16 protein-coding genes are annotated in these 18,730 nt (G+C 67.9%); 6 read left to right on the top strand and 10 right to left on the bottom strand.

Annotated features, from left to right (window positions below):
• Positions 1 to 38: 38 nt before the first annotated feature.
• The 7 genes from BMW66_RS03145 to BMW66_RS03115 are packed head-to-tail and all read right to left on the bottom strand — an operon-like array spanning position 39 to position 7,844.
• The gene (locus BMW66_RS03145) at positions 39 to 521 is read right to left on the bottom strand and encodes a class I SAM-dependent methyltransferase (RefSeq protein WP_093115291.1); all 483 of its coding nucleotides are present in this window, start codon (positions 519 to 521) and stop codon (positions 39 to 41) included.
• Positions 518 to 2,446, bottom strand: a complete 1,929-nt coding sequence (locus BMW66_RS20800) for a glycosyltransferase (protein WP_342741836.1) — start codon at positions 2,444 to 2,446, stop codon at positions 518 to 520. Before BMW66_RS20800 ends, BMW66_RS03145 begins: the two co-directional genes overlap by 4 nt.
• Positions 2,443 to 3,033, bottom strand: a complete 591-nt coding sequence (locus tag BMW66_RS03135; protein ID WP_093115289.1) for a histidine phosphatase family protein — start codon at positions 3,031 to 3,033, stop codon at positions 2,443 to 2,445. The genes BMW66_RS20800 and BMW66_RS03135 overlap by 4 nt, the downstream gene beginning before the upstream one ends.
• Entirely contained in the window at positions 3,030 to 4,097 is a 1,068-nt protein-coding gene (locus BMW66_RS03130; RefSeq protein ID WP_175483149.1) for a glycosyltransferase family 4 protein, read from the bottom strand. Before BMW66_RS03130 ends, BMW66_RS03135 begins: the two co-directional genes overlap by 4 nt.
• Positions 4,094 to 5,335: a glycosyltransferase gene (locus BMW66_RS03125; RefSeq protein ID WP_093115287.1), complete on the bottom strand. Its 1,242-nt coding sequence runs from the start codon at positions 5,333 to 5,335 to the stop codon at positions 4,094 to 4,096. Before BMW66_RS03125 ends, BMW66_RS03130 begins: the two co-directional genes overlap by 4 nt.
• Positions 5,332 to 6,540, bottom strand: a complete 1,209-nt coding sequence (locus tag BMW66_RS03120) for a glycosyltransferase family protein (protein WP_093115285.1) — start codon at positions 6,538 to 6,540, stop codon at positions 5,332 to 5,334. Before BMW66_RS03120 ends, BMW66_RS03125 begins: the two co-directional genes overlap by 4 nt.
• Positions 6,541 to 6,569: 29 nt before the next feature.
• Positions 6,570 to 7,844 (bottom strand): nucleotide sugar dehydrogenase, encoded by a 1,275-nt coding sequence (locus tag BMW66_RS03115; protein WP_093115283.1) that lies wholly within the window; start codon positions 7,842 to 7,844, stop codon positions 6,570 to 6,572.
• 179 nt (positions 7,845 to 8,023) lie between these two features.
• Between BMW66_RS03115 and BMW66_RS03110 the strand changes: the two genes are divergently transcribed.
• On the top strand, positions 8,024 to 10,297 hold the full coding sequence (locus tag BMW66_RS03110; RefSeq protein WP_093115281.1) for a mechanosensitive ion channel family protein: 2,274 nt from the start codon (positions 8,024 to 8,026) through the stop codon (positions 10,295 to 10,297).
• A gap of 257 nt (positions 10,298 to 10,554) precedes the next feature.
• Here BMW66_RS03110 and BMW66_RS03105 read toward each other — a convergent pair whose 3' ends face one another.
• The 3 genes from BMW66_RS03105 to BMW66_RS03095 all read right to left on the bottom strand — a co-directional run bounded on the left by BMW66_RS03105 (position 10,555) and on the right by BMW66_RS03095 (position 15,095).
• Positions 10,555 to 12,648 carry a capsular polysaccharide biosynthesis protein gene (locus tag BMW66_RS03105; RefSeq protein ID WP_093115280.1) on the bottom strand — a complete coding sequence of 698 codons (2,094 nt, stop codon included), beginning with the start codon at positions 12,646 to 12,648 and terminating at the stop codon, positions 10,555 to 10,557.
• Positions 12,564 to 13,706 carry a polysaccharide biosynthesis/export family protein gene (locus tag BMW66_RS03100; protein WP_175483148.1) on the bottom strand — a complete coding sequence of 381 codons (1,143 nt, stop codon included), beginning with the start codon at positions 13,704 to 13,706 and terminating at the stop codon, positions 12,564 to 12,566. The genes BMW66_RS03105 and BMW66_RS03100 overlap by 85 nt, the downstream gene beginning before the upstream one ends.
• Positions 13,707 to 13,802: 96 nt before the next feature.
• The gene (locus tag BMW66_RS03095) at positions 13,803 to 15,095 is read right to left on the bottom strand and encodes a capsule biosynthesis protein (RefSeq protein WP_093115278.1); all 1,293 of its coding nucleotides are present in this window, start codon (positions 15,093 to 15,095) and stop codon (positions 13,803 to 13,805) included.
• Between the two features lie 153 nt (positions 15,096 to 15,248).
• On the opposite strand from BMW66_RS03095, the gene BMW66_RS03090 reads away from it, so the two are divergent.
• From BMW66_RS03090 to BMW66_RS03070, 5 genes are all read left to right on the top strand, one after another.
• Entirely contained in the window at positions 15,249 to 15,836 is a 588-nt protein-coding gene (locus BMW66_RS03090; protein WP_093115276.1) for a riboflavin synthase, read from the top strand.
• Positions 15,837 to 16,073: 237 nt separating this feature from the next.
• Positions 16,074 to 17,195 (top strand): 3,4-dihydroxy-2-butanone-4-phosphate synthase, encoded by a 1,122-nt coding sequence (gene ribB / locus BMW66_RS03085; RefSeq protein ID WP_093115274.1) that lies wholly within the window; start codon positions 16,074 to 16,076, stop codon positions 17,193 to 17,195.
• A 2-nt stretch (positions 17,196 to 17,197) separates the two neighbouring features.
• Entirely contained in the window at positions 17,198 to 17,749 is a 552-nt protein-coding gene (locus BMW66_RS03080) for a 6,7-dimethyl-8-ribityllumazine synthase (protein WP_093115272.1), read from the top strand.
• Entirely contained in the window at positions 17,746 to 18,231 is a 486-nt protein-coding gene (gene nusB / locus BMW66_RS03075) for a transcription antitermination factor NusB (RefSeq protein ID WP_093115270.1), read from the top strand. Before BMW66_RS03080 ends, nusB begins: the two co-directional genes overlap by 4 nt.
• Positions 18,232 to 18,342: 111 nt before the next feature.
• On the top strand, positions 18,343 to 18,651 hold the full coding sequence (locus BMW66_RS03070) for a hypothetical protein (RefSeq protein WP_093115268.1): 309 nt from the start codon (positions 18,343 to 18,345) through the stop codon (positions 18,649 to 18,651).
• Positions 18,652 to 18,730: the final 79 nt, after the last annotated feature.

Here is an 18,730-nt window from a genome sequence, read left to right as displayed (position 1 = left end):
TTGGGGCGCGAGGCGGGATGGGGCGGGAGTGTGTCCGGTTAGCCAGCGTGGCGGTAGAAACAATAGCGATCCGGCGCCACCGTGTCCGGCCCGGGGAGCGGGTCGAAGCCTTCCAGCGGCTGGCCCGACACGAGGATGCCGCCGGGCATCATGATCCGCGCGATGCGCGGCGAAAGGCGGGCGGCCTCGGCCACGTCCCTGTCCTTCACGCCAAAGCCCAGATCGTAATGCACCAGAGCGATGCGCGCGCCTTCGGCGGCGAGCCGGTCCAGCATGGCGTCGGCCTCGCCCTCCAGAAAATCCTCTTGCGGGGGCACGCAGGAGGGGTGGCATTGCAGCACCCGGTCGATCACGCGGATGCGGCGCCCCCCGGCGTGTTCGCGCAGGTGGTCGTAGGTGCGGCCATTGCCCAGCCCCATGTCGAGGATGTCGCCGTCGATCCCGCCGATCCGCGCCAGCCCCCATTCGATTCCGTCGCGTTGGGCGGCAAGGCGGCGCATCATGCTGTCAAGGCGGCTCATGTCGTGTCCTCTCGGGCTGGCAGGTCGCGGTCGGCGCGCCAGAGGGCCGTCGGGCCGGCGCGCATTTCAAGCAGGTATTGGCGGCAGAAGTCCCAGACAAGGGCATCGTGCGCAAGGTGATGGGTCAGCAGGCCGAAGGGTTCGGCGTTGTCCGCGCACCCTTCGCGGCGCTCGCGCAGAAGGCCCGCCGTTTGCGCGATGAGCGTGCCCGGCGCGATCAGGTCGCGCGTGCCGCGCCAGTCGATGGGATCGACATGGGTGTTGATCCGCGCCAGCCCCGGCGCGGCCTGCGGCGCGGCGCGGGGCGTGAAGGCGGACAGGGCGCGCAGTCCGAGCGCGGTGAGAACCGGGGGGAGCGACGCATCGAAGCGGTTCCACGGCGGCACGAACACGGGGGCGAGCCGCGCCCCGAAGAGCGCGCGCAGCCGGTCGCGGGCGCGGCGCAGATCGGCCGCTGCCTCCGCGCGCGGCTGACCAAACTCGGCCTTTTTCGCGCCCTCGGGGGCGTGGTTGTCGTGCGACCAGCCGTGGATGAGCGGGATTGTATCGGGGCGATCCGCGATCCAGTCGGCAAGGGCCGGGGTGGCCTGCGCCGGGATCAACGCGAGATGGAGCGGCACACCGCTTTCGTCGCTGAGGGCGGCGAGACGCTCCAGCGCGGGGGTCGGAGTGGCAGTGTCGTCGTCGCGCCACCAGATCGGGCAGGTCAGCCCCGCGGCGCGCCATGCCGCCCATTCGTCGCGCAGCGGGGTCCAGTCGAAGGCGGGGGCGCGCGGGGCACGGGGCGCCGGGGGACGGGCCCCGGCCAGATCGGCGGCGATGCGCACCGAGTCCGCCGCGCCCGTATCGCGCAGGGTGCCGGGGGTGCGGCGGCCTTCGGCGATCACTTTCTCAAGCGCGCGGGACAGGGTTTGCGGTGTGAGCGCGGCGCTGGCGATGCTTTCCATCGCGGGCAGATGCGCGAGGGCGCGGGCGCGCAGGGTCTGTTCGACCTCTCCGCCGTCGTCGAAGGGCACGAGAACGGCGGGCACGCCGCTTTGCAACAGGTCGAGCGCGGTGTTGTAGCCGCACAGGCTCAGGGAGGCGGCGGCGTGGTGCAGCATGGCGCGGAAATCGCGGCGGATGCCCTCCACCGTGACATTGGCGGGGGCGGCCGCGTTCAGGGCGGCGATACGCACCTCGGCCCCCTCTCCGCCGACGAGCAGGCGCCAGGGCCGGACGGAGTGGCGCGCGGCGGCCAGTGCCGTGTCGAACAGCGCCTGTCCGACCGGGCCGCCCCCGGCGCTGACCAGCACCTCGCCAAGCCCGGCGCGGCCCGGGTGCGGCGCGGAGGCGGGCGGGGCGACATAGCCAGTGTAGCGCAGTTTGGGCGCGAGGGACGCATCCACCGGCCAGCTTGTCTCCAGTGGGGTCACATCGGGATCGGAATGGACGAGCACGGCGTCGTAGTGCCGCGCGATGATGTCATGGGTCCGGGCGGCCTTGTCCGGGTTGGAGGGCGGGGCGAGGATGTCGCGGATCGAGGCGAGCGTGACGGGGCGGTGCGGCAGATCCTGCGCGGCCTCCAGCAGGGCGAGAAATTCCGGCGCCAACGCGCGGCGGCCAAACGGAAAAAGCTCCGTGATCAGCACATCGGGCGCGATCTCCCGCAAGGTGGCGGTCATCGCCTGCGCGCGGGCGAGGCGGTAGGCGGGGGTGGCGGCGTGGCCATCGGTATCCAGAAGCGTGGTGAAGCGCGTGCCGTCCGAGGCGAGAGGCGGCAGTTGCACCAGCCGAGACCCCGCCGTGTCGATATGTGGGGTGGGGCGGCCGCCGGAGATCACCGTTGTGTTGTGTTCGGCGCTGGCAAAAGCCCGCGCCAAAGTCATTGCGCGGCTGAGGTGCCCCGCGCCCAGAAGATGGGTGACGGCGATCAGAACCTTCATACGGGCGCCCCGGTCAGGCGGGGGGTATCGGCCTCGGCATGCAGGCTGTCGCCCTGCACCCGCAGGACGAAAAGCCGGTTGCGTTTGATTGCGAAGGGGGCGGGGCCGTCGAAGTCCCAGCCCGTCGCGCGCGCCATCAGAACGCGCATGGTGCCGATATGGCAGACCGCCACGGTATCGCGCGAGAGCGTGGCAAGCCACGGGGCGAGGCGAGCCGAGAGGTCGGCGGGGGATTCGCCGCGCGGCGGGCGGTAATTCCAGCCCCAATGCTCGATGTCGCGAAAGCCGCTGTTCGGGACGGCCTTGAGGTCAATGCCGCGCAGCCCTTCCCACGCGCCCCAGTTCATTTCCATGAGCGCGGGCTCGAGGCGGGGTGCGGTCCCGCCCGACACGAGGGTTGCCGTCTCCACCGCGCGGGCGAGCGGGCTTGAGACGAGATCGGCCGCGTCCCAGGGCGGCGGCAGGCGGCGTTGCGCGAGATCGGCGCGCGCCTCGTCGTCGAGGGGGATGTCGCTGCGGCCCTGTATCCGGCCAGCGCGGTTCCAGTCGGTATGGCCGTGACGCAGAAGGGCGAGGCGGGTCGTCATGGGGCGGGCCTTTCGATCAGGGGGCTGAGCGCGGACCAGAGCCGCGCGCGCGCCGCGCCGAGCAGGTGTCGATCCGCGATCAGCGCGCGGGCCTCGGCGGCGCGGGCGGCGTGATGGGCGCGGTCGGTCAGCAATCGATCTAGACTGGCGGCCATCGCCTCGGGCCTGTCCTGCGGGACAAGGGCGGCGGGTGGCAACACGTCGCGCGGGCCGGGGCGATCCTCGGCCACCACGGGCACACCAGCGGCTTGCGCCTCGAGATAGACCATGCCGAACGCCTCATTCACGCCGGGCCAGAGGAAGGCGCGGGCGCAGGCGTAGGCGGCGGCCAGTCCCTCGGGCCCCAACTCACCCAGAAAGGTGTCGCGAGGGGCGAAGGGCGCCAAGAGCGCCTCAACCTCTGGCCGGGCGGGGCCCTCCCCGGCGATGTGAAGCCGCCAGCCGGGCGCGGTCAGATGCGCCAGCGCGGCGGCGATCGCGCGGTAGGAGGCCAGCTTGTCGCCCGTGCGGAACATGCCAGCCGCCAGAATCACCGGCTCTTGCGGGGCGGCGGCGGGCGGCAGATTCTCGCGCGACAGGAAGGGAGGAAGGGGCAGGATTTGCTGGCCCGGATTGCGCGCCTCCAGAAGCGACTCGGCGTCGTGCCGGGTCATGTAGAAGATCGCATTCGCCGCGTCGCAGGCGTCTTCGGCGGCGCGGGCGAAATCGGCCCACGGCCCGTCGAGGCGCTTGGCGGCGCGTGTCGCCTCCACAAGGATATAGGGCAGGCCAAGCGCGCTTGTGACGGCGGGCCCGATGAGATCGGGGGCCTTGTAATAGCTGTGATAAGTGATCCAGGCATCCCAACCACCGCGCGCGATCAGGCGCGCCGCCTCGGCCCCGGCTTTTGTGCGCAACGCGGCCTGCGCGGCCCGGTTGCCCGCCCCGTCGCGCAACGTCAGGTCAGAGACCAGTTCCGCCCCCGGCCCGAGGGCGGCCATCAGGGCGCGGGCCATCGTCCGGTCGCCGGAGGGGACGGGGTGCGAGGGCGGCTTCATCGGGGCGTAAAAGGCGAGCCGGGTCATGCCCCCTCCCGCATCGCGCGCAGCCGCCGGTCGAGTCGGGCGATGCCGGGGGCCATCGTGAAATCGGCGGTGAGGCGCCGCCATGCCGCCTCTCCCATCGCGCGGCGGGTTTCGGGGGCGCGGGCCAGCGTGGTGATGGCCTCTGCCAGCGCCTCCGGTGCGTCGTCGGACAGCAGCCCCTCCACCCCGTCGGTGATGAACTCGGGGATGGCGGAGACGGGGGTGGACAGGATCGCCAGCTTTTGCGAGGCGGCCTCCATCAGCACGTTGGGCAGCCCGTCGCGGTCGCCGTCACGGGCGACGCGGCTGGGCAGCACGAAGATGTCGGCGGCGCGCATGGCGGCGATCACCTCTGGCTGATCGCAGGCGCCGTGCCATGTGATGCGGTTGGCGATGCCGGCGGCCTCGGCCCGCGCCTTGAGGTCCGCGGCGAGCGCCCCGCCGCCCCCGCCGATGTGATCCCAATGCCAGTCGAGATCGACGGGAAGGCGGGTCAGCGCCTCCACGAGGCGGTCAAAGCCTTTCTTCTCCACCAGCCGGCCCACGGAAAGCAGGCGCAGCGGCCCGTCATGCGCCGCGCGCTCGGGCGGGGCGGGAAAGCGGGACAGATCGAGCCCGTGATAGACGAGCGCGACGCGCGACGGATCGTCGGCGAGCGCGCGCAGATGCTCCGCCCCGAAGCCGGTGCAGGTGGCCAGAAAGGTCGCGCCGTGGGTGGCCGACTGCAATTTCTCGCGCTTTTCCCACTCCGGCGAGGTCCAGATGTCCTTGGCATGGGCCGACACGCCCCACGGCAAGCCACGCAGGATCGCGGTGTAGCGCGCCACGGAGGCAGGGGTATGCAGGAAATGGGCATAGAGCGCATCGGTGCCGCCCGGCAACTCGGCGGCCAGAACGCAGGCCTGCCCGAAGCGGCGGACGCGGTTGCGGGTGGGATCGCGGCGCAGATCGCGCAGCCATGCGGCGAGCGCCGGCCAGACGCGGGGGCGGATCAGCGCGCGGGCACAGGCACGCGTCACGCGCAGCGGCTCATGGTGCAGGTATTCGGGCAGGTAGCGCACCTGCGCCCCGAGGGCGTCGTGCAGCGGGTGACGCTTGATGTCGGTGGGAAAGCGCAGCGACCAGATGTCGAGGGTATGGCCCGCCGCCTCTAGCGCCACAAGTTCCTGCGCGATAAAGGTTTCCGACAGCCTCGGCCAGCCCTTGACCACCACGGCCAGACGCCTGTTGCCTGTCATGCCGGAACAGGGCTGCGCAGGAGTGCCTGCACGCGATCCGACACCCGGTCGAGTCCGTCGAGCAGGCCGGGAAAGATCGCCTCGCTCGGTTTGCGCTGATCGGGCAGGGCGCGGATGGCGTCGATCATCGCCTGCGGGGTCAGGCCGTCGCGATACTCGTCAAGGCAGCGGACAAGGCCCAGTTCCTCGGCCCGGTGGGCGCGGATATACTGTTCTCGCCGGGGAAAGGTGCGCGGCACGATAACCGCGGGTTTGTCGAAGCTGAGCACCTCGCAGAAAGTGTTGTAGCCGCCCATGCAGACCACGCCCCGCGCGCCGCGATAGAGGTTTTCCATCCGGCTGTCGAAGCCCACGGCCCGTACCCGGCCATCGAGCCTGTTCACCCGCTCCTCGAACTCCGCCCGCTCTACTCCGGACAGGAAAGGGCCATAGACCAGACGCGCGCCGGGCGAGAGCGCGGGGTCGCGTTCATAGGCCGAGAGCACGAGGTTGACCATCGCCTGCCCGTCGCCGCCGCCGCCGGGAGTGATGAGGATATAGGGCTCTTCCGGCGGTTCGGCCTCCTCCTCAAGCGCGGCGCGGCGCAGGTAGCCGGTGAAATGCATTCGCGCGCGCGCCTCTTGCGACAGTGTCAGCCCCGCGGTCGGGTCGTAGATCGAGCGCAGACCATAGACCCAGATTTCATCGTAATACCGCTCTGTGGCCGCCCCGGCCTCCTTGCGGTCCCATTCAACGGCCAGTTCCTCGGGGCTGTCGAGCACGTCGCGCAGCCCCAGAACAAGGCGGGCTCGGCGCTTGTCGCGCAGCAGATTGAGCGCGGGCAGCAACTCTCCGCGAAAGCCGGTGGGTTCCTTGTCCACGATCAGCAGGTCGGGATCGAAATGCTCCGCCGCCGATTTGATCAGCCCGGCGCGCAGCGCGGTCGTCTCGTCGATGTCGAGACCCAGCGTTTCGGACACATATGAGCCATCCGGCGTCTTGGTCACGCCGGGCAGGCGGATGTGGTCCACCCGTTCGGGAAAGGTGAATCGCCCGGCCACCGGAGAGCCGGTGAGGATCACGGCGGAGATTGCGGGATCGGCAGCGGTGATGGCGCTGGCCAATGCGCGAGAGCGGCGCAGGTGCCCCAGACCGAAGGTGTCATGGCTGTAGAACAGCACCCGCGGGGCGCGGCCGCCTTGGCTTTGTCCCGTGGTATCGTGCATGTCACCCAATCCCAACTTGTCACGAAAGCTCAGAGCCGCAGGTCGGACTCCGACTTCGCGAGCACCCCCTTGATGTCGTAGAGCAGCGCCCCCGGTTTGCCTAGCGCCCGGATCTCCGCGGCGCTCATGGAGACGAACTCTTCATGCGCCACGGCGATGACGATCCCGTCATATTTTCCTTGCCCCGGCTCCTCTATCGGGGTCAAGCCATATTCCGCCTCGACGCCGGTGGCGTCCACCCAAGGGTCCCAGACATCGACCTGCACCGAATAGGAACGCAATTCGTCAACGATGTCGGCCACGCGGGTATTGCGGGTGTCGGCGCAGTTCTCCTTGAAGGCAAAGCCCATGATCAAAACTTTCAGGTCAGAGGGATCCGCCTTGCGCGCCAGCAACGCCTTGACCAGATCCTGCGCGACATGGCGGCCCATGTGATCGTTGATGCGCCGTCCGGCAAGGATCACTTCGGGGTGATAGCCAAGTTCCTCGGCGCGGTAGGTCAGGTAATAGGGGTCGACCCCTATGCAATGGCCGCCGACAAGGCCGGGTTTGAAGGGCAGGAAGTTCCACTTTGTGCCTGCCGCCTCCAATACCTCCAGCGTGTCGAGGCCGAGACGCGAGAAGATCAGCGAAAACTCGTTGACCAGCGCGATATTGAGATCGCGCTGCGTGTTCTCGATCACTTTGGCGGCCTCTGCGGTCATGATGGAACTGGCGCGGTGCAGCCCGGCGCGGATCGCGGGGGCATAGAGCGCCTCGACCCGGTCGAGGGTGGGGGCATCCTGCGCAGAGATGATCTTGACCACGTTTTCCAGCGAATGTTCCGCGTCGCCGGGGTTGACCCGTTCGGGCGAATAGGCGAGCGCGAAATCGGCCCCGGCGCGCAAGCCGCTTTGCCTTGCCAGCGCGGGGCCGCAAATCTCTTCGGTGACACCGGGATACACGGTGGATTCAAGGATGACCAGCGCGCCGGCGCGCAGATGCGGGGCGATGGTGGCGCAGGCGGCGCGGATCGGGGTGAGATCGGGCTTGCGCGCGGCGTCGATCGGGGTTGGCACCGCGATGATGAACACCTCCGCCCCGGACAGATCGGCGGGATCGGCGGTGAACCGGGCGGGGCTGGCGCGCAGGGAGTCGGCGGCCACCTCCGCGTTGCGGTCGCGGCCTTCGCGCAGGGCGGCCACATGCGGGCCCGACGTGTCAAATCCGATCACGTCGTGGCCCGCGCGCGCCAGCGCCAGCGCCAGGGGCAGCCCGACATAGCCCAGCCCGATCAGGGCGATCCTTTCACGGCCTGCTGTCATTGCGGCGGTTCCTTTTCGCGTTGCCCCCACACTGCGCGGGCCATCGGTTTCGCGCTAGCCCAGTTGTGCGCGATTGTCACCCCTCACGCCCCCGCGTGCACGGGAATGTCAGCAAGATTGCCTCGATCCGGCGGGCAGGCTATCAATCCCAAACCGCCGCGCAGACAGGAGGCTGCCGCATGACGTTGCGTCCGATCGCCCTATTGCTGTGGCTTTGCGCCCTGCTCACGTTCGCGCCGCTGGGGGCCGGGGCGCAGATGCAGTCGCTTGCCGCTGATGCCATCGGCAGCTCTGCCTCCGCCGAAGAAGGCAATGACGTCTCGCGCATTCTGCAACAGGCGGTGCGCGACGGATCCCGCGTGATCGTCATCGACAGGGCCGGTCAGGTGGCCGCCGCAGGTACGGTTCCGGGTGAGGCCGACCACACCCTGTTGATGCGGGTCCAGCAGGAGATCGACGGGTTTCGCGAGGTGCTCTGGCAGCGGCTCGCGGCGCTTCCCGTGGCCTTCAACGAAGTGCGCTACATCCTGCGCGCCTCATCGCCCGACGGGCGAATTTTCACCTTTGCCGAGACCGCGCTTTGGGTCTTCGTGCTTCTGGGCGTCGGCTTTCTGGTGGAGCGGCAAGTCTATGCCCGATGGATCGCGCGGCCGGTTGTCGTGTCGATGATCCGCGAGGCGCCCGAGGGCTATTCAGGCAAGCTGCCCTATCAGGTGGTGCGGGTCGCGATGGGGCTGATCGGGGTGCTGGTGTCGATGGCGGTGGCGGCGTTGTTGCGGGTGGGCCTGTTCGGCGTGGCCGGGGACAGCGCGATCCGCTTCACCATCTTCTCGGTGCATGTGGCCTATTTCCTGAGCCGGGCGGTGGCGCTGATCTGGCGGATGATCCTGTCGCCCAATCTGACGCAATACCGCATTCCGAAACTGTCGGACCGCGATGCGCGGCGTCTCTACCTGTGGCTTTGCGTGCTGGCGGCGGGCGATATCTGGTCGCTGACCTTTGCCAACTGGCTGGCGGAGCTGGGGCTGAACTACGACGTTTTCGCCGTGATGTCGGGGGGGTTGCAGCTTGTCATCGTCGCGCTGACCGTGGCGCTCGTCTCGGTCAACTACCGGGCGATCTCGGGCGCGCTGCGCAATGGCCGCCGTCCCGAGGAGGTGAGCGCGCCGCTGCGTGTGATCTCGACGCTCTGGCTTCCGGTGCTGATCCTCTATGCCGCGATTTCATGGGCAAGGCTGGCAATGGATCTGGTGCTGGAGCGGGCCACGTCCATACCGCTCACAGCGGCGGGTTACGGCATCGCGATGTCGGCGCTGATTGTCTATGCCGCCCTTAGCTATCTGATCGAGCGGTATTTCAAACGCTCCCGCAGGGCGCGTCCGCACACCGACGAGGCCGAAGCGCTGGCCCCGGTGCCGCAGCGGAATCTGAGCAGTTTCGAGGATCTTGCCCGGCGGGTGGCGGGGATTCTGGCAATTGTCGCAGGGCTTTACGCCTCCGTCAGGGTCTGGGGCGCCAGCACGATGATGGCCGGAAGCAGCTATGCCGAAAGCGTGCTCGACATCGTGGTGATCGGATTTCTGGGCTATATCGTCTTTCATGCCTTCCGCATCTGGATCGACGCCAAGATCGCGCGGGAGGCCGGCGATGCCCCGGAGCTTGAGGCGGGGGACGAGGGCGGCGCGGGGGGCGCGTCTCGGCTTGCGACGCTGCTGCCGCTGTTCCGCAACTTCATCCTGATCATCATCGCGGTGGCCATCGCGCTGATCGCGCTTCTGGAGATGGGGATCAATGTCAGCCCGCTTTTTGCCGGGGCCGGCGTGGTGGGGCTGGCCATCGGGTTCGGCGCGCAATCGCTGGTGCGCGATATCTTCTCGGGGGCGTTCTTCCTGTTCGACGACGCCTTTCGCAAGGGCGAATATATCGATATCGGAAGCGTGAAGGGCACTGTGGAGAAGATCTCGGTCCGGTCGTTTCAGTTGCGGCATCATCTGGGCCCTCTACATACCATTCCCTTCGGCGAGATCCAGTTCCTGACCAACTATTCGCGCGACTGGGTGATCATGAAGCTGCCGCTGCGCGTCACCTATGACACCGATGTGGAAAAGGTGCGCAAGCTGATCAAGAAACTGGGCGAAGAATTGCTCGACGATCCGGTGATCGGGAGCAATTTTACCCAGCCGCTCAAGAGCCAGGGCGTGATCGAGATGCAGGACTCGGCGATGATCATCCGGGTGAAGTTCATGACCAAACCCGGCGATCAGTGGCTGGTGCGCAAGAAGGTGTTTCAGGAGATCCGCGACCTGTTCGAACGCGAGGGAATCCGGTTCGCCCACCGCGAGGTGACGGTGCGGCTGGCCGATGGCAAGGCGGAGGATCTGAGCCGGGAGGAGCGCGAGGCTGTGGCGGCGGCGGCGCTTGGCGAGAACGAGGAAGGGACGCCAAAGCGCTGAGGGCGGCGAATCAGGGTTAACGCGCTGAAATCGCTGAAAATCCCGTTTCGGTATCACGTCGGTAAAACGTCGGTATCGCGTCGGTGTCGAAACCCGCGTCGCGCCTCCTCAGGCCGCTGTGAACGCGGCGCGCGTTGCATTTTCGAGTATTTCTGGGAACAGAGAAAGGGTCATGTGTCCTGCCGCATCTTTTCGGGTCAAATACCTCGGGGTCCGGGGCCGCGCCCAGGGGGTGCGGCCCGCGCGCGGCGGCGGCCTCAGCGCCAGAGCGCGGCGCGGCTTGCGAAGGCGCCCTGAAGTTTCGCCAGCAGTCGGTTGCCCGCGCCGGGGTGCGGGATGGCGCCGGTGGCGAGCCGGTCGAGCGCCACCTCGACCGGGCAGGGCGTGCCGGTGAGCGGGTCGAAATAGCGCGGGTAGTCGATCAGCGCGGCGTGCACCAGCCCCTCCAGCATCGGGCGGGCCTGACGGCGCAGCGGCACGCGGCCCCGGTCGTCGGTCAACCCCCAGCCGGCATAGAAGGGCGCGCCGAATGTCACCACGCGGCGGCCCCGGATCAGCGCCTCGAAGCCGGTCAGGGAGGTCATGGTCCAGACCTCGTCCACCCGATCGAGCAGCGCGGCCATGTCGGCGCGCTCAAGCACGAGATCGGCCCATTGCGCCGCGTCCCCGACCGTACCTGTGCGCAGTCCCGCCTCCACATCCGGGTGGGGTTTGTAGAGCAGCACCGCGTCGGGGTTGGCGGCGCGCGTGGCGGCGAGCAGGGCCGCGTTGGTGGAGATCGCCCCGGTGCCGGTGCGGATGGAGGCGTCATCCTCGACCTGTCCGGGCACGAGGATGCGGCGGCCCGGCGGCAGATCGAAGCGCGCGCCGCCGAGGTTGTATTTGCTCAGCCCCCGGCCTCGCAGCGCGGCGATGAGCCGCTCGGCGCGGAACTGCTGATCGGGGCGAAGCTGCGCGCGCGCGGCGATCCAGTGTTCCAGCCGCGAGGGGCGGGCCGGATCGTAGTAGATTCCGAGATCGTCCAGCACCAGTGACAGCGGCGGCACCAGTTCCGCGCCCAACCCGCGCGAGCGCAGGAATCCATCCTCGATCCGCACCGCGCCGGGGGGGCCGTCCTTGCTGGCCCAGACCATCGCGGGACGGGCCGGATCGGTGCGCCCGAAGATCATGCGCGTCTCGCGGCCAAAGACCTTTTGCAGGGTGCGGCGCTTCCACAGCCGCATGCCGTGCCCGGTCCAGCCGCGCCGGTCCTCGCGCCAGGCGCGGGCGCGCGCGGCCATGCCTTCCATGGCCTCTTCCAGCGTGCAGAGCCGGTTGCGCCACGGGTCATACCACGTGGGATAGAGGATCATGACCGCCGCGAAAAGCTGCGCGCGCGACAGGCGCCGGGTGCGGCGCGGGTGGGCCGCCTCGTCCTGCGTCAGGCCCCAGCCGGCATAGACGGGTTGCCCGAAGACGCGAGGGCGGTGTCCGGCGAAGATCGCCTCGAACCCCAGTTGCGAGCTGACGGTATAAACGCCCACAGCCCCCTCGAAGAGGCGCCACGGGCTGATCGGGTCGGCGCAGAGGGTGACGCGCCCGCCCGCGTCACCGGGGCCGAAATGGCCCGCGCGCAGGCCGCGCGCGGTTTCGGGATGGGTCTTGATCACCACGGGGCAGCCGGGGTGTTCCTCCTGCGCCATCACGAGCATCTCGCGAAAGCGGGCCGCATCGGCGCCACTGGCACGCACCGAGGCGTCGCCGCGCGTCTGGTCGATCACCAGCACATAGCCCGGCGCGGGCGGCTCCAGCGCGGGATCGACCGCGGAATACTTGCTCAGATGCGCCTCTTGCAGGCGGGCGATGGCGCCACGCGCGCGGTCGAGCAGCGCCGTGTCGTCGAGCGGCGCGGTGGCCAGCAGGGTCTCTATGTCGGAGGGCTGCGCGGGGTCGAAATGCACGCCCTGCCGGTCGAGAAAGAGGCCGATGGGCGGCTCTCCGGTGCGGCCGGGATGCAGCGAGCGCAGGAAGGCATCCTCGACCCGCAGGATCGGCGCGCCCCGGCGGACTGCGACGGCCTCGCCGCGGCGGGCGGTCGGGCTCTTGCCCCATGTGCCGACCATGTCCCCCGGTCCGGGCAGGCCGAGGCGGATGTCGTATCCGCTCAGGCTCAGGATGCGGCGCAGGCGGCGGTTGGTCAGGAAACCTCCGTTGTAAACGTAAAGCCGCCGGGGAGGGGAGCCCTCTCCGGCGGCTGTATCATGCGGGGTGCCCTGCGGCACCGGGGTCAGCCCCCGGAGCTTTCGGTCAGCGAACTGAGGATGCTGACGGAACTGAGCGATCCGGTCAGGGCCGAGATCGTCTTGTCCCATGTGGTGAACGGCGCCTCGGTGACATAGACGGTATCGCCGTCGCGGATCACGAAATCGCGCGCCACGAACATGCCGTTGGGCTTGGTCAGGTCGAGCACGTAGACCATGCGCTGCGCCCCCCGAAGATCGTTGCGGCCCAGCACCTGATTGGCGATCTCCTCCGGCTCGTTGCGGAACACGAACACGCCCGTGGGATCGGCCGTCGCAGACAGCAGCCCGCCGACCTGCGCCAGCGCCTCGACCGCCGAGAGGTTCTGGCTTTCGAAGTTCACGCGGGCCTGCGTGCCGGTGGCGCCAAGCGCGGTGAAGGCGCGTGTGTCCTCCTCGACCAGCACTTGATCACCGCCGCGCAGGGCGATGTCCAGCTCGGGGTTCTTGAACAGATCCTGGAACCAGATCTTGCCCTGCTTGCCGCCACGGGTGAGCGTGATCTGCGCGATTTCCGGCTCGATCGTCACGCCGCCCGCGCGGGCCAGCATCGCGGTGAGGGTGCGCGTGGGCCGTTCGATGGCATAGACGCCCTGCGCGCCGACGGCCCCGACAAGCGACACGGTGGAGCCGTCGCCCGCGGCACGGCGCACCTCGACCTGCGGATCCGGGGTCTGGTCTTCGAGCTTGGTCTTGATGATGCGGCGGATCGCTTCGGGCGTGTTGCCGGCGGCGCGGATGCGCCCGGCGTAAGGCACGAAGATGAAGCCGTCGCCATCGACCTGCACCTCTTCGAGGATCGAGGCGACCTGACCTTCGGGGCCGAGAAGCGGTTTGTCCACATTCTCCCAAATGGTCAGAGAGAGCGTGTCACCGGGGCGGATGGTGTCGGACCCGATGGTGCCGGCGCGCAGGAACTCTTCGGAAAAGCCGAGCGCGGGGGTGACGGCGGTGATGCGCGTGACCTGATCGTTGGTGGCGATGACATAGGCATCGCCCTTCTTTTGCACCGATCCTTCGTAGATCTCGCGCTTGTTCGGGCCGACGCGCGGCAGGCCGCAGGATGCGACAAGCGACACGACGACCAACAGGGCGACGGACCTCGCCCAACGGGAAGCTATGGGTTTCACTGCTCGGTCTCCTCGACCTGTTATTGTTCTGCCTCAGATTTTTTCCACAACCTACCGGAATCCGACACAAAACGCCATAGCTACACCTTGTGCCGGTCAGGTCACGACACGCAACTGTTGCCTTGGTGCCGCTGTGCCGAGGCTGAGCGCGTCATAGGGATCGTGCGGCGCCAGCATCATGTCCACCACCTGCCGCAGAAGCTGCCGCCGGGCGCGGGCGGAATAGAAGCCACCGGGCACCTGGCTGGTTTCCAGAAGATAGCGGCGGTAGTCGCGATAGGCGCGGCTGTCGGGGCGGCGGGCGCCGGCGAAGAACTGATCGAGCGGCTGGGTGGAGACGAACTCGGGGTGGTTGTAGACCGCGTCGCCGAAGACCTTGAGCGGGATGCCGCGCCAGAGCACCTGTTGCGCGGCGGTGGAATTGACGGTCACGGCGCTGCGCGCATCGCCCAGAAGCTGCGCCAGTTTGCCGCCGCGTACATAGTGGGTGCGCGCCGCGATGCCGTGGGCGGCGGCAAGGCGCCGGATCTCGCGCCGGAGCGGCACGCGCCCGTCTTCGAGCGGGTGGGCCTTGAACACCAGATGGTGATGGCGCGGAGCGCCACGGGCGAAATTCTCCATCACCAGTTCGAGAAATTCGGTCATCGTGGAGAAGGGCGAGTGCATCTGGAACGAGGCGTCGTGTTCGAGTTGCAGCAGCGCGAGGTGATAGGGAAAGCCGCCGTGGCGAATGCGCAGCGTGGCCAGCCGCCGGTCCACCGCCTGCGCCGGCATCAGAAGCAGGCGGCGCAGGTAGAGCTGAAACTCCTTGGTGACGGGGATCGCGCGGTGCGGGCGGAAATCGCGGTAGCGCCCGTTCCGGAACATCACGAACCAGTGGTAGAGCGCGCCGTAGAATACATGCTGGCGCATATCGCCCCAGTGGGCGGGGGGCATCGGGGTTTCGGTGTCGCAGCCCTTCAGCCCCTCGGTCATGTCGGCCAGCGTCATCCGCATGAGCCGCGAATGCCCGTTGGCGCCGCCGCGCTCATAGGTGACCCAGTAGGGGCGCAGGTAGCCTTCCTCGAAGACATGCACCTCGATCCCGGCCTGTCTCGCGGCGGTGACGGCGGTGGCGTGGATCGGGCGGGTGTCGCCGTAGAGCACCAGATCGGTCACGCCCTTTTCATCGAAAAGCGCGCGCAGGCGCGCCGGCCAGTCGTCGGGACGGCCCGTGAAGGGGAGATAGCTTTGCCCGTCAAACCAGAAGGCGCGGTCGCCCGCGTTGAAGCCGACCCGCCAGACCGTCGCCCCCGAACGCCGCAACATCTTGCCAAGCGCGTGGAAAAAGGGGCCATGCGGCCCCTGTAGAAAGAGGAAAACCCTGTTGTCGCCGTGCGGTTGGTGCATGGTCTGGGTGCGTGCCTTTTGCGTGGTGTGTCTGCCGAAACTGCTCTGCCGGAAACCCTATCCCGGCGCGGCGGCGAAAGTAAGGCGGCTTGTCAGCATGAAGATGGCACGATACCTGTCTGCAAAGGCGGTTCATGACAAGGGGGCAGGCGGATGTTCACGGGGATCATCAGCGATATGGGCGAGTTGCGCGAGCTTGAGCGGCGCGGCGATCTGCGGGCGCGGATCGGTACGCACTACGACACCTCGGGCATCGAGTTCGGCGCGTCGATCGCCTGTGACGGGGTGTGCCTGACGGTGGTGGAGCTTGGCGACGACTGGTTCGATGTGGACGTCAGCGCCGAGACCCTGTCCAAAACCAACCTCGGGGAATGGACCGAGGGGCGGCGCGTCAACCTCGAACGCGCCCTGAGGGTTGGCGATGAGCTTGGTGGGCATATCGTGTCGGGCCATGTGGACGGGGTGGCCGAAGTGCTTTCGGTCACCGACGAGGGAGACAGCACGCGGGTGATGCTGCGGGCGCCCGAGGCGCTGGCGAAGTTCATCGCGCCGAAGGGATCGGTGGCGCTCAATGGCACGTCGCTGACGGTGAACGAGGTGGAGGGCCGCGATTTCGGCGTCAACTTCATCCCGCACACCAAGGAGGTGACAACGTGGGGCGACGTGGCACCGGGCCAGCGGATCAATCTGGAGATCGACACGATGGCGCGCTATGTCGCGCGGCTTCGCGAGATGAGCTAGTGTTCAGCGCCTGACACGAGGCGCCCGGTGACGGCCTTCGAGGGAACGTTGAGGCGCGGCCCCGATGCGCGGCTCATGCCCGCATCCCGTGCGTTCGCCTTGCCCTGACGGGAAAACTCCTGACGGGAAATCGTCGCCTCACCGTCGTTTCATGCGGCAATCTGTCGGCGGCGGCTCTGGCAATCGGGCGCTGTAGGGGCTATCTGGCAGGCAAATGCGCAAGTCAGAGGCGATCAGATGAGTTTTGAGACACCCGGACCCGTGGAAGAGGCCCTGCACGGGGCAATCAGCCCCATCGAAGAGATCATCGACGAGGCGCGTGCGGGGCGGATGTTCATTCTGGTCGATCACGAGGATCGCGAGAACGAGGGCGATCTCGTCATCGCCGCCGAGTTCGCCGATGCCGACGCGGTCAATTTCATGGCCATGCACGGGCGCGGGCTTATCTGTCTGCCGATGACGGCCGCGCGGATCGACCGGCTGGGCCTGCCGATGATGGCGGTGAACAACTCCTCGCGTCACGAGACGGCCTTTACCGTGTCGATCGAGGCGCGCGAAGGGGTGAGCACCGGCATTTCCGCCGCCGACCGCGCCCTGACGATCAAGACCGCGATCAATGAGCAGAACACCATGACGAGCCTTGCCACGCCGGGCCATGTCTTTCCCTTGCGGGCCAAGCGCGGCGGCGTTCTGGTGCGCGCGGGCCATACCGAGGCGGCGGTGGACATCGCGCGGCTTGCCGGGCTGAACCCCGCGGGGGTGATCTGCGAGATCATGAAGCCCGACGGGACCATGGCGCGGCTGCCCGACCTGATGGAATTCGCGGCCGAGCATGACCTGAAGATCGGGACGATCTCTGATCTGATCTCCTATCGCACGCAGAACGACAACCTTGTGGTGGAGACATCGCGCGAGCAGGTGGAGTCGGAATTCGGCGGCACGTGGGAGATGCGGATTTTCACCGACCAGACCCACGGAGTGGAGCATGTGGTGCTGATCAAGGGCGACATTTCCACGCCGGAGCCGGTTCTGATCCGCACCCATGCGCTGCATGAGGCGTCCGACATCCTTGGCCTTGGCCCCAAGCCCGCGCGCGAATTGCCGCGCGCGATGGAGATCATCGCGCAGGAGGGGCGCGGAGTCGTCTGCCTGTTCCGCGAGCCGCGCCACGCGCTTTATGCCACCGAGGACGAGGGGCCCCGCACGGTCAAGCAGATCGGCCTCGGGGCGCAGATCCTCAACGAGATGGGCTTGCAGGAGTTGATCCTGCTCACCGATTCGCCGCGCACGCGCTATGTCGGACTGGACGGCTTCGGACTGTCCATCACCGGCACGCGCCCCATTCTTTCGGAGGGCTGACCATGGCCGGACAAGAAACGCATTACACCCTGCCGCGCCCCGCGTTCGACAAGCCTGTGAAGCTGCTGATCGTCGTGGCGCCGTTTTACCGGGACATTGCCGACAATCTGATCAAAGGCGCCGAGGCCGAGATCGACGCGTGCGGCGCCACCCATGAGATCGTGGAGGTGCCCGGCGCGCTCGAGGTGCCGACGGCCATCGGGATCGCGGACCGCCGGTCGAATTTCGACGGCTACGTGGCGCTCGGCTGCGTGATCCGGGGGGAGACCACGCACTACGAGACCGTGTGCAACGATTCCAGCCGCGCGCTGCAACTCATGGGGCTTCAAGGGCTGTGCATCGGCAATGGCATCCTCACGGTCGAAAACCGCGCGCAGGCCGAGGTGCGCGCCGATCCGCAGGATCAGAACAAAGGCGGCGGCGCGGCCGCAGCCGCCTTGCATCTGGTCGCGCTTTCGCGCAAATGGGGCGGCCCGCGCAAGGGTGTCGGTTTTCTACCCGACGCCGAGGAGATCCGCATCGCGGGGGACAACAAAGGCGATCCCGTTGCATGAGCACTGACGACACCGGCCCGGTTTCGGGCAACCAGAAACGCAAGATGAGAAGCGCCGCGCGGCTTTATGCAGTGCAGGCGCTGTTCCAGATGGAACATTCCGGCCAGACCGTCGATCAGGTGGAGCGGGAGTTTCTCGATCACCGTTTCGGAGAGCGGTTCGACAGCCACGAGATGCAGGAAGGCGACGCGGCCCATTTCAGGGACGTGATCGCGGAGGCGGTGAATTATCAGGCGTCCATCGACCAGTTGACCGACAGGGCGTTGGTGGCGAAATGGCCGATCGCGCGCATCGATCCGACGCTGCGCGCCCTGTTTCGCGCCGCCGGGGCGGAATTGCGCGACACGGCAACGCCGCCGAAAGTGGTGATCACCGAATATGTCGCGCTCACCGAGGCGTTCTTTCCCGAGGGGCGGGAATCGAAATTCGTCAATGCGGTGCTCGATCACATGGCGCGCGAGGCCCGGCCCGAGGCGTTCTGAAGCTGCGTGTCAGCAAGTCATGCGCAGCTTTTCGCCGCAGGGGCGGCGCGCCCCTTGTCATATGCGCGATTCGGCATAACTCTGTCGGTAACCGGAAAGAGGAGCCTTGCCATGCCCCGTCTCGTGAAACTCTACATCCAGCAGGTGCTTGTCGGCTTCGGCCTGAGCGCGGTTTTCGTGGGTCTGCTTCTGTGGCTCGATGTGGCGAACCTGTGGCATCTGGTGACGCATACCTCCGGCGGCATGATCGCTGTCGTGATGCTCTGGGTGTTCAACGGTATCGTGTTTGCCGGGGTGCAATTTTCCATATCCATCATGCGGATGGGCCGCGATGAGGATGGCGGCGGCGGACGCCGCGCGCCCGAGCCGGTCCTTCTGGCGGAACCCGTTCCGGTGCGCGCCGAAGAACGCCGAAGCTGAGGCGGTAATTTGCGGGAAGTGGCGGGCCCGCACGCGACCGTATGGTTATCTCATTCCCGAGGACCTGTGTGTACAGGTG

This window comes from Salinihabitans flavidus (assembly GCF_900110425.1).
Lineage (GTDB): Bacteria > Pseudomonadota > Alphaproteobacteria > Rhodobacterales > Rhodobacteraceae > Salinihabitans > Salinihabitans flavidus.
Note: the sequence above shows the minus strand (reverse complement) of the source record. Positions and strands in the feature narration are given on the sequence as shown.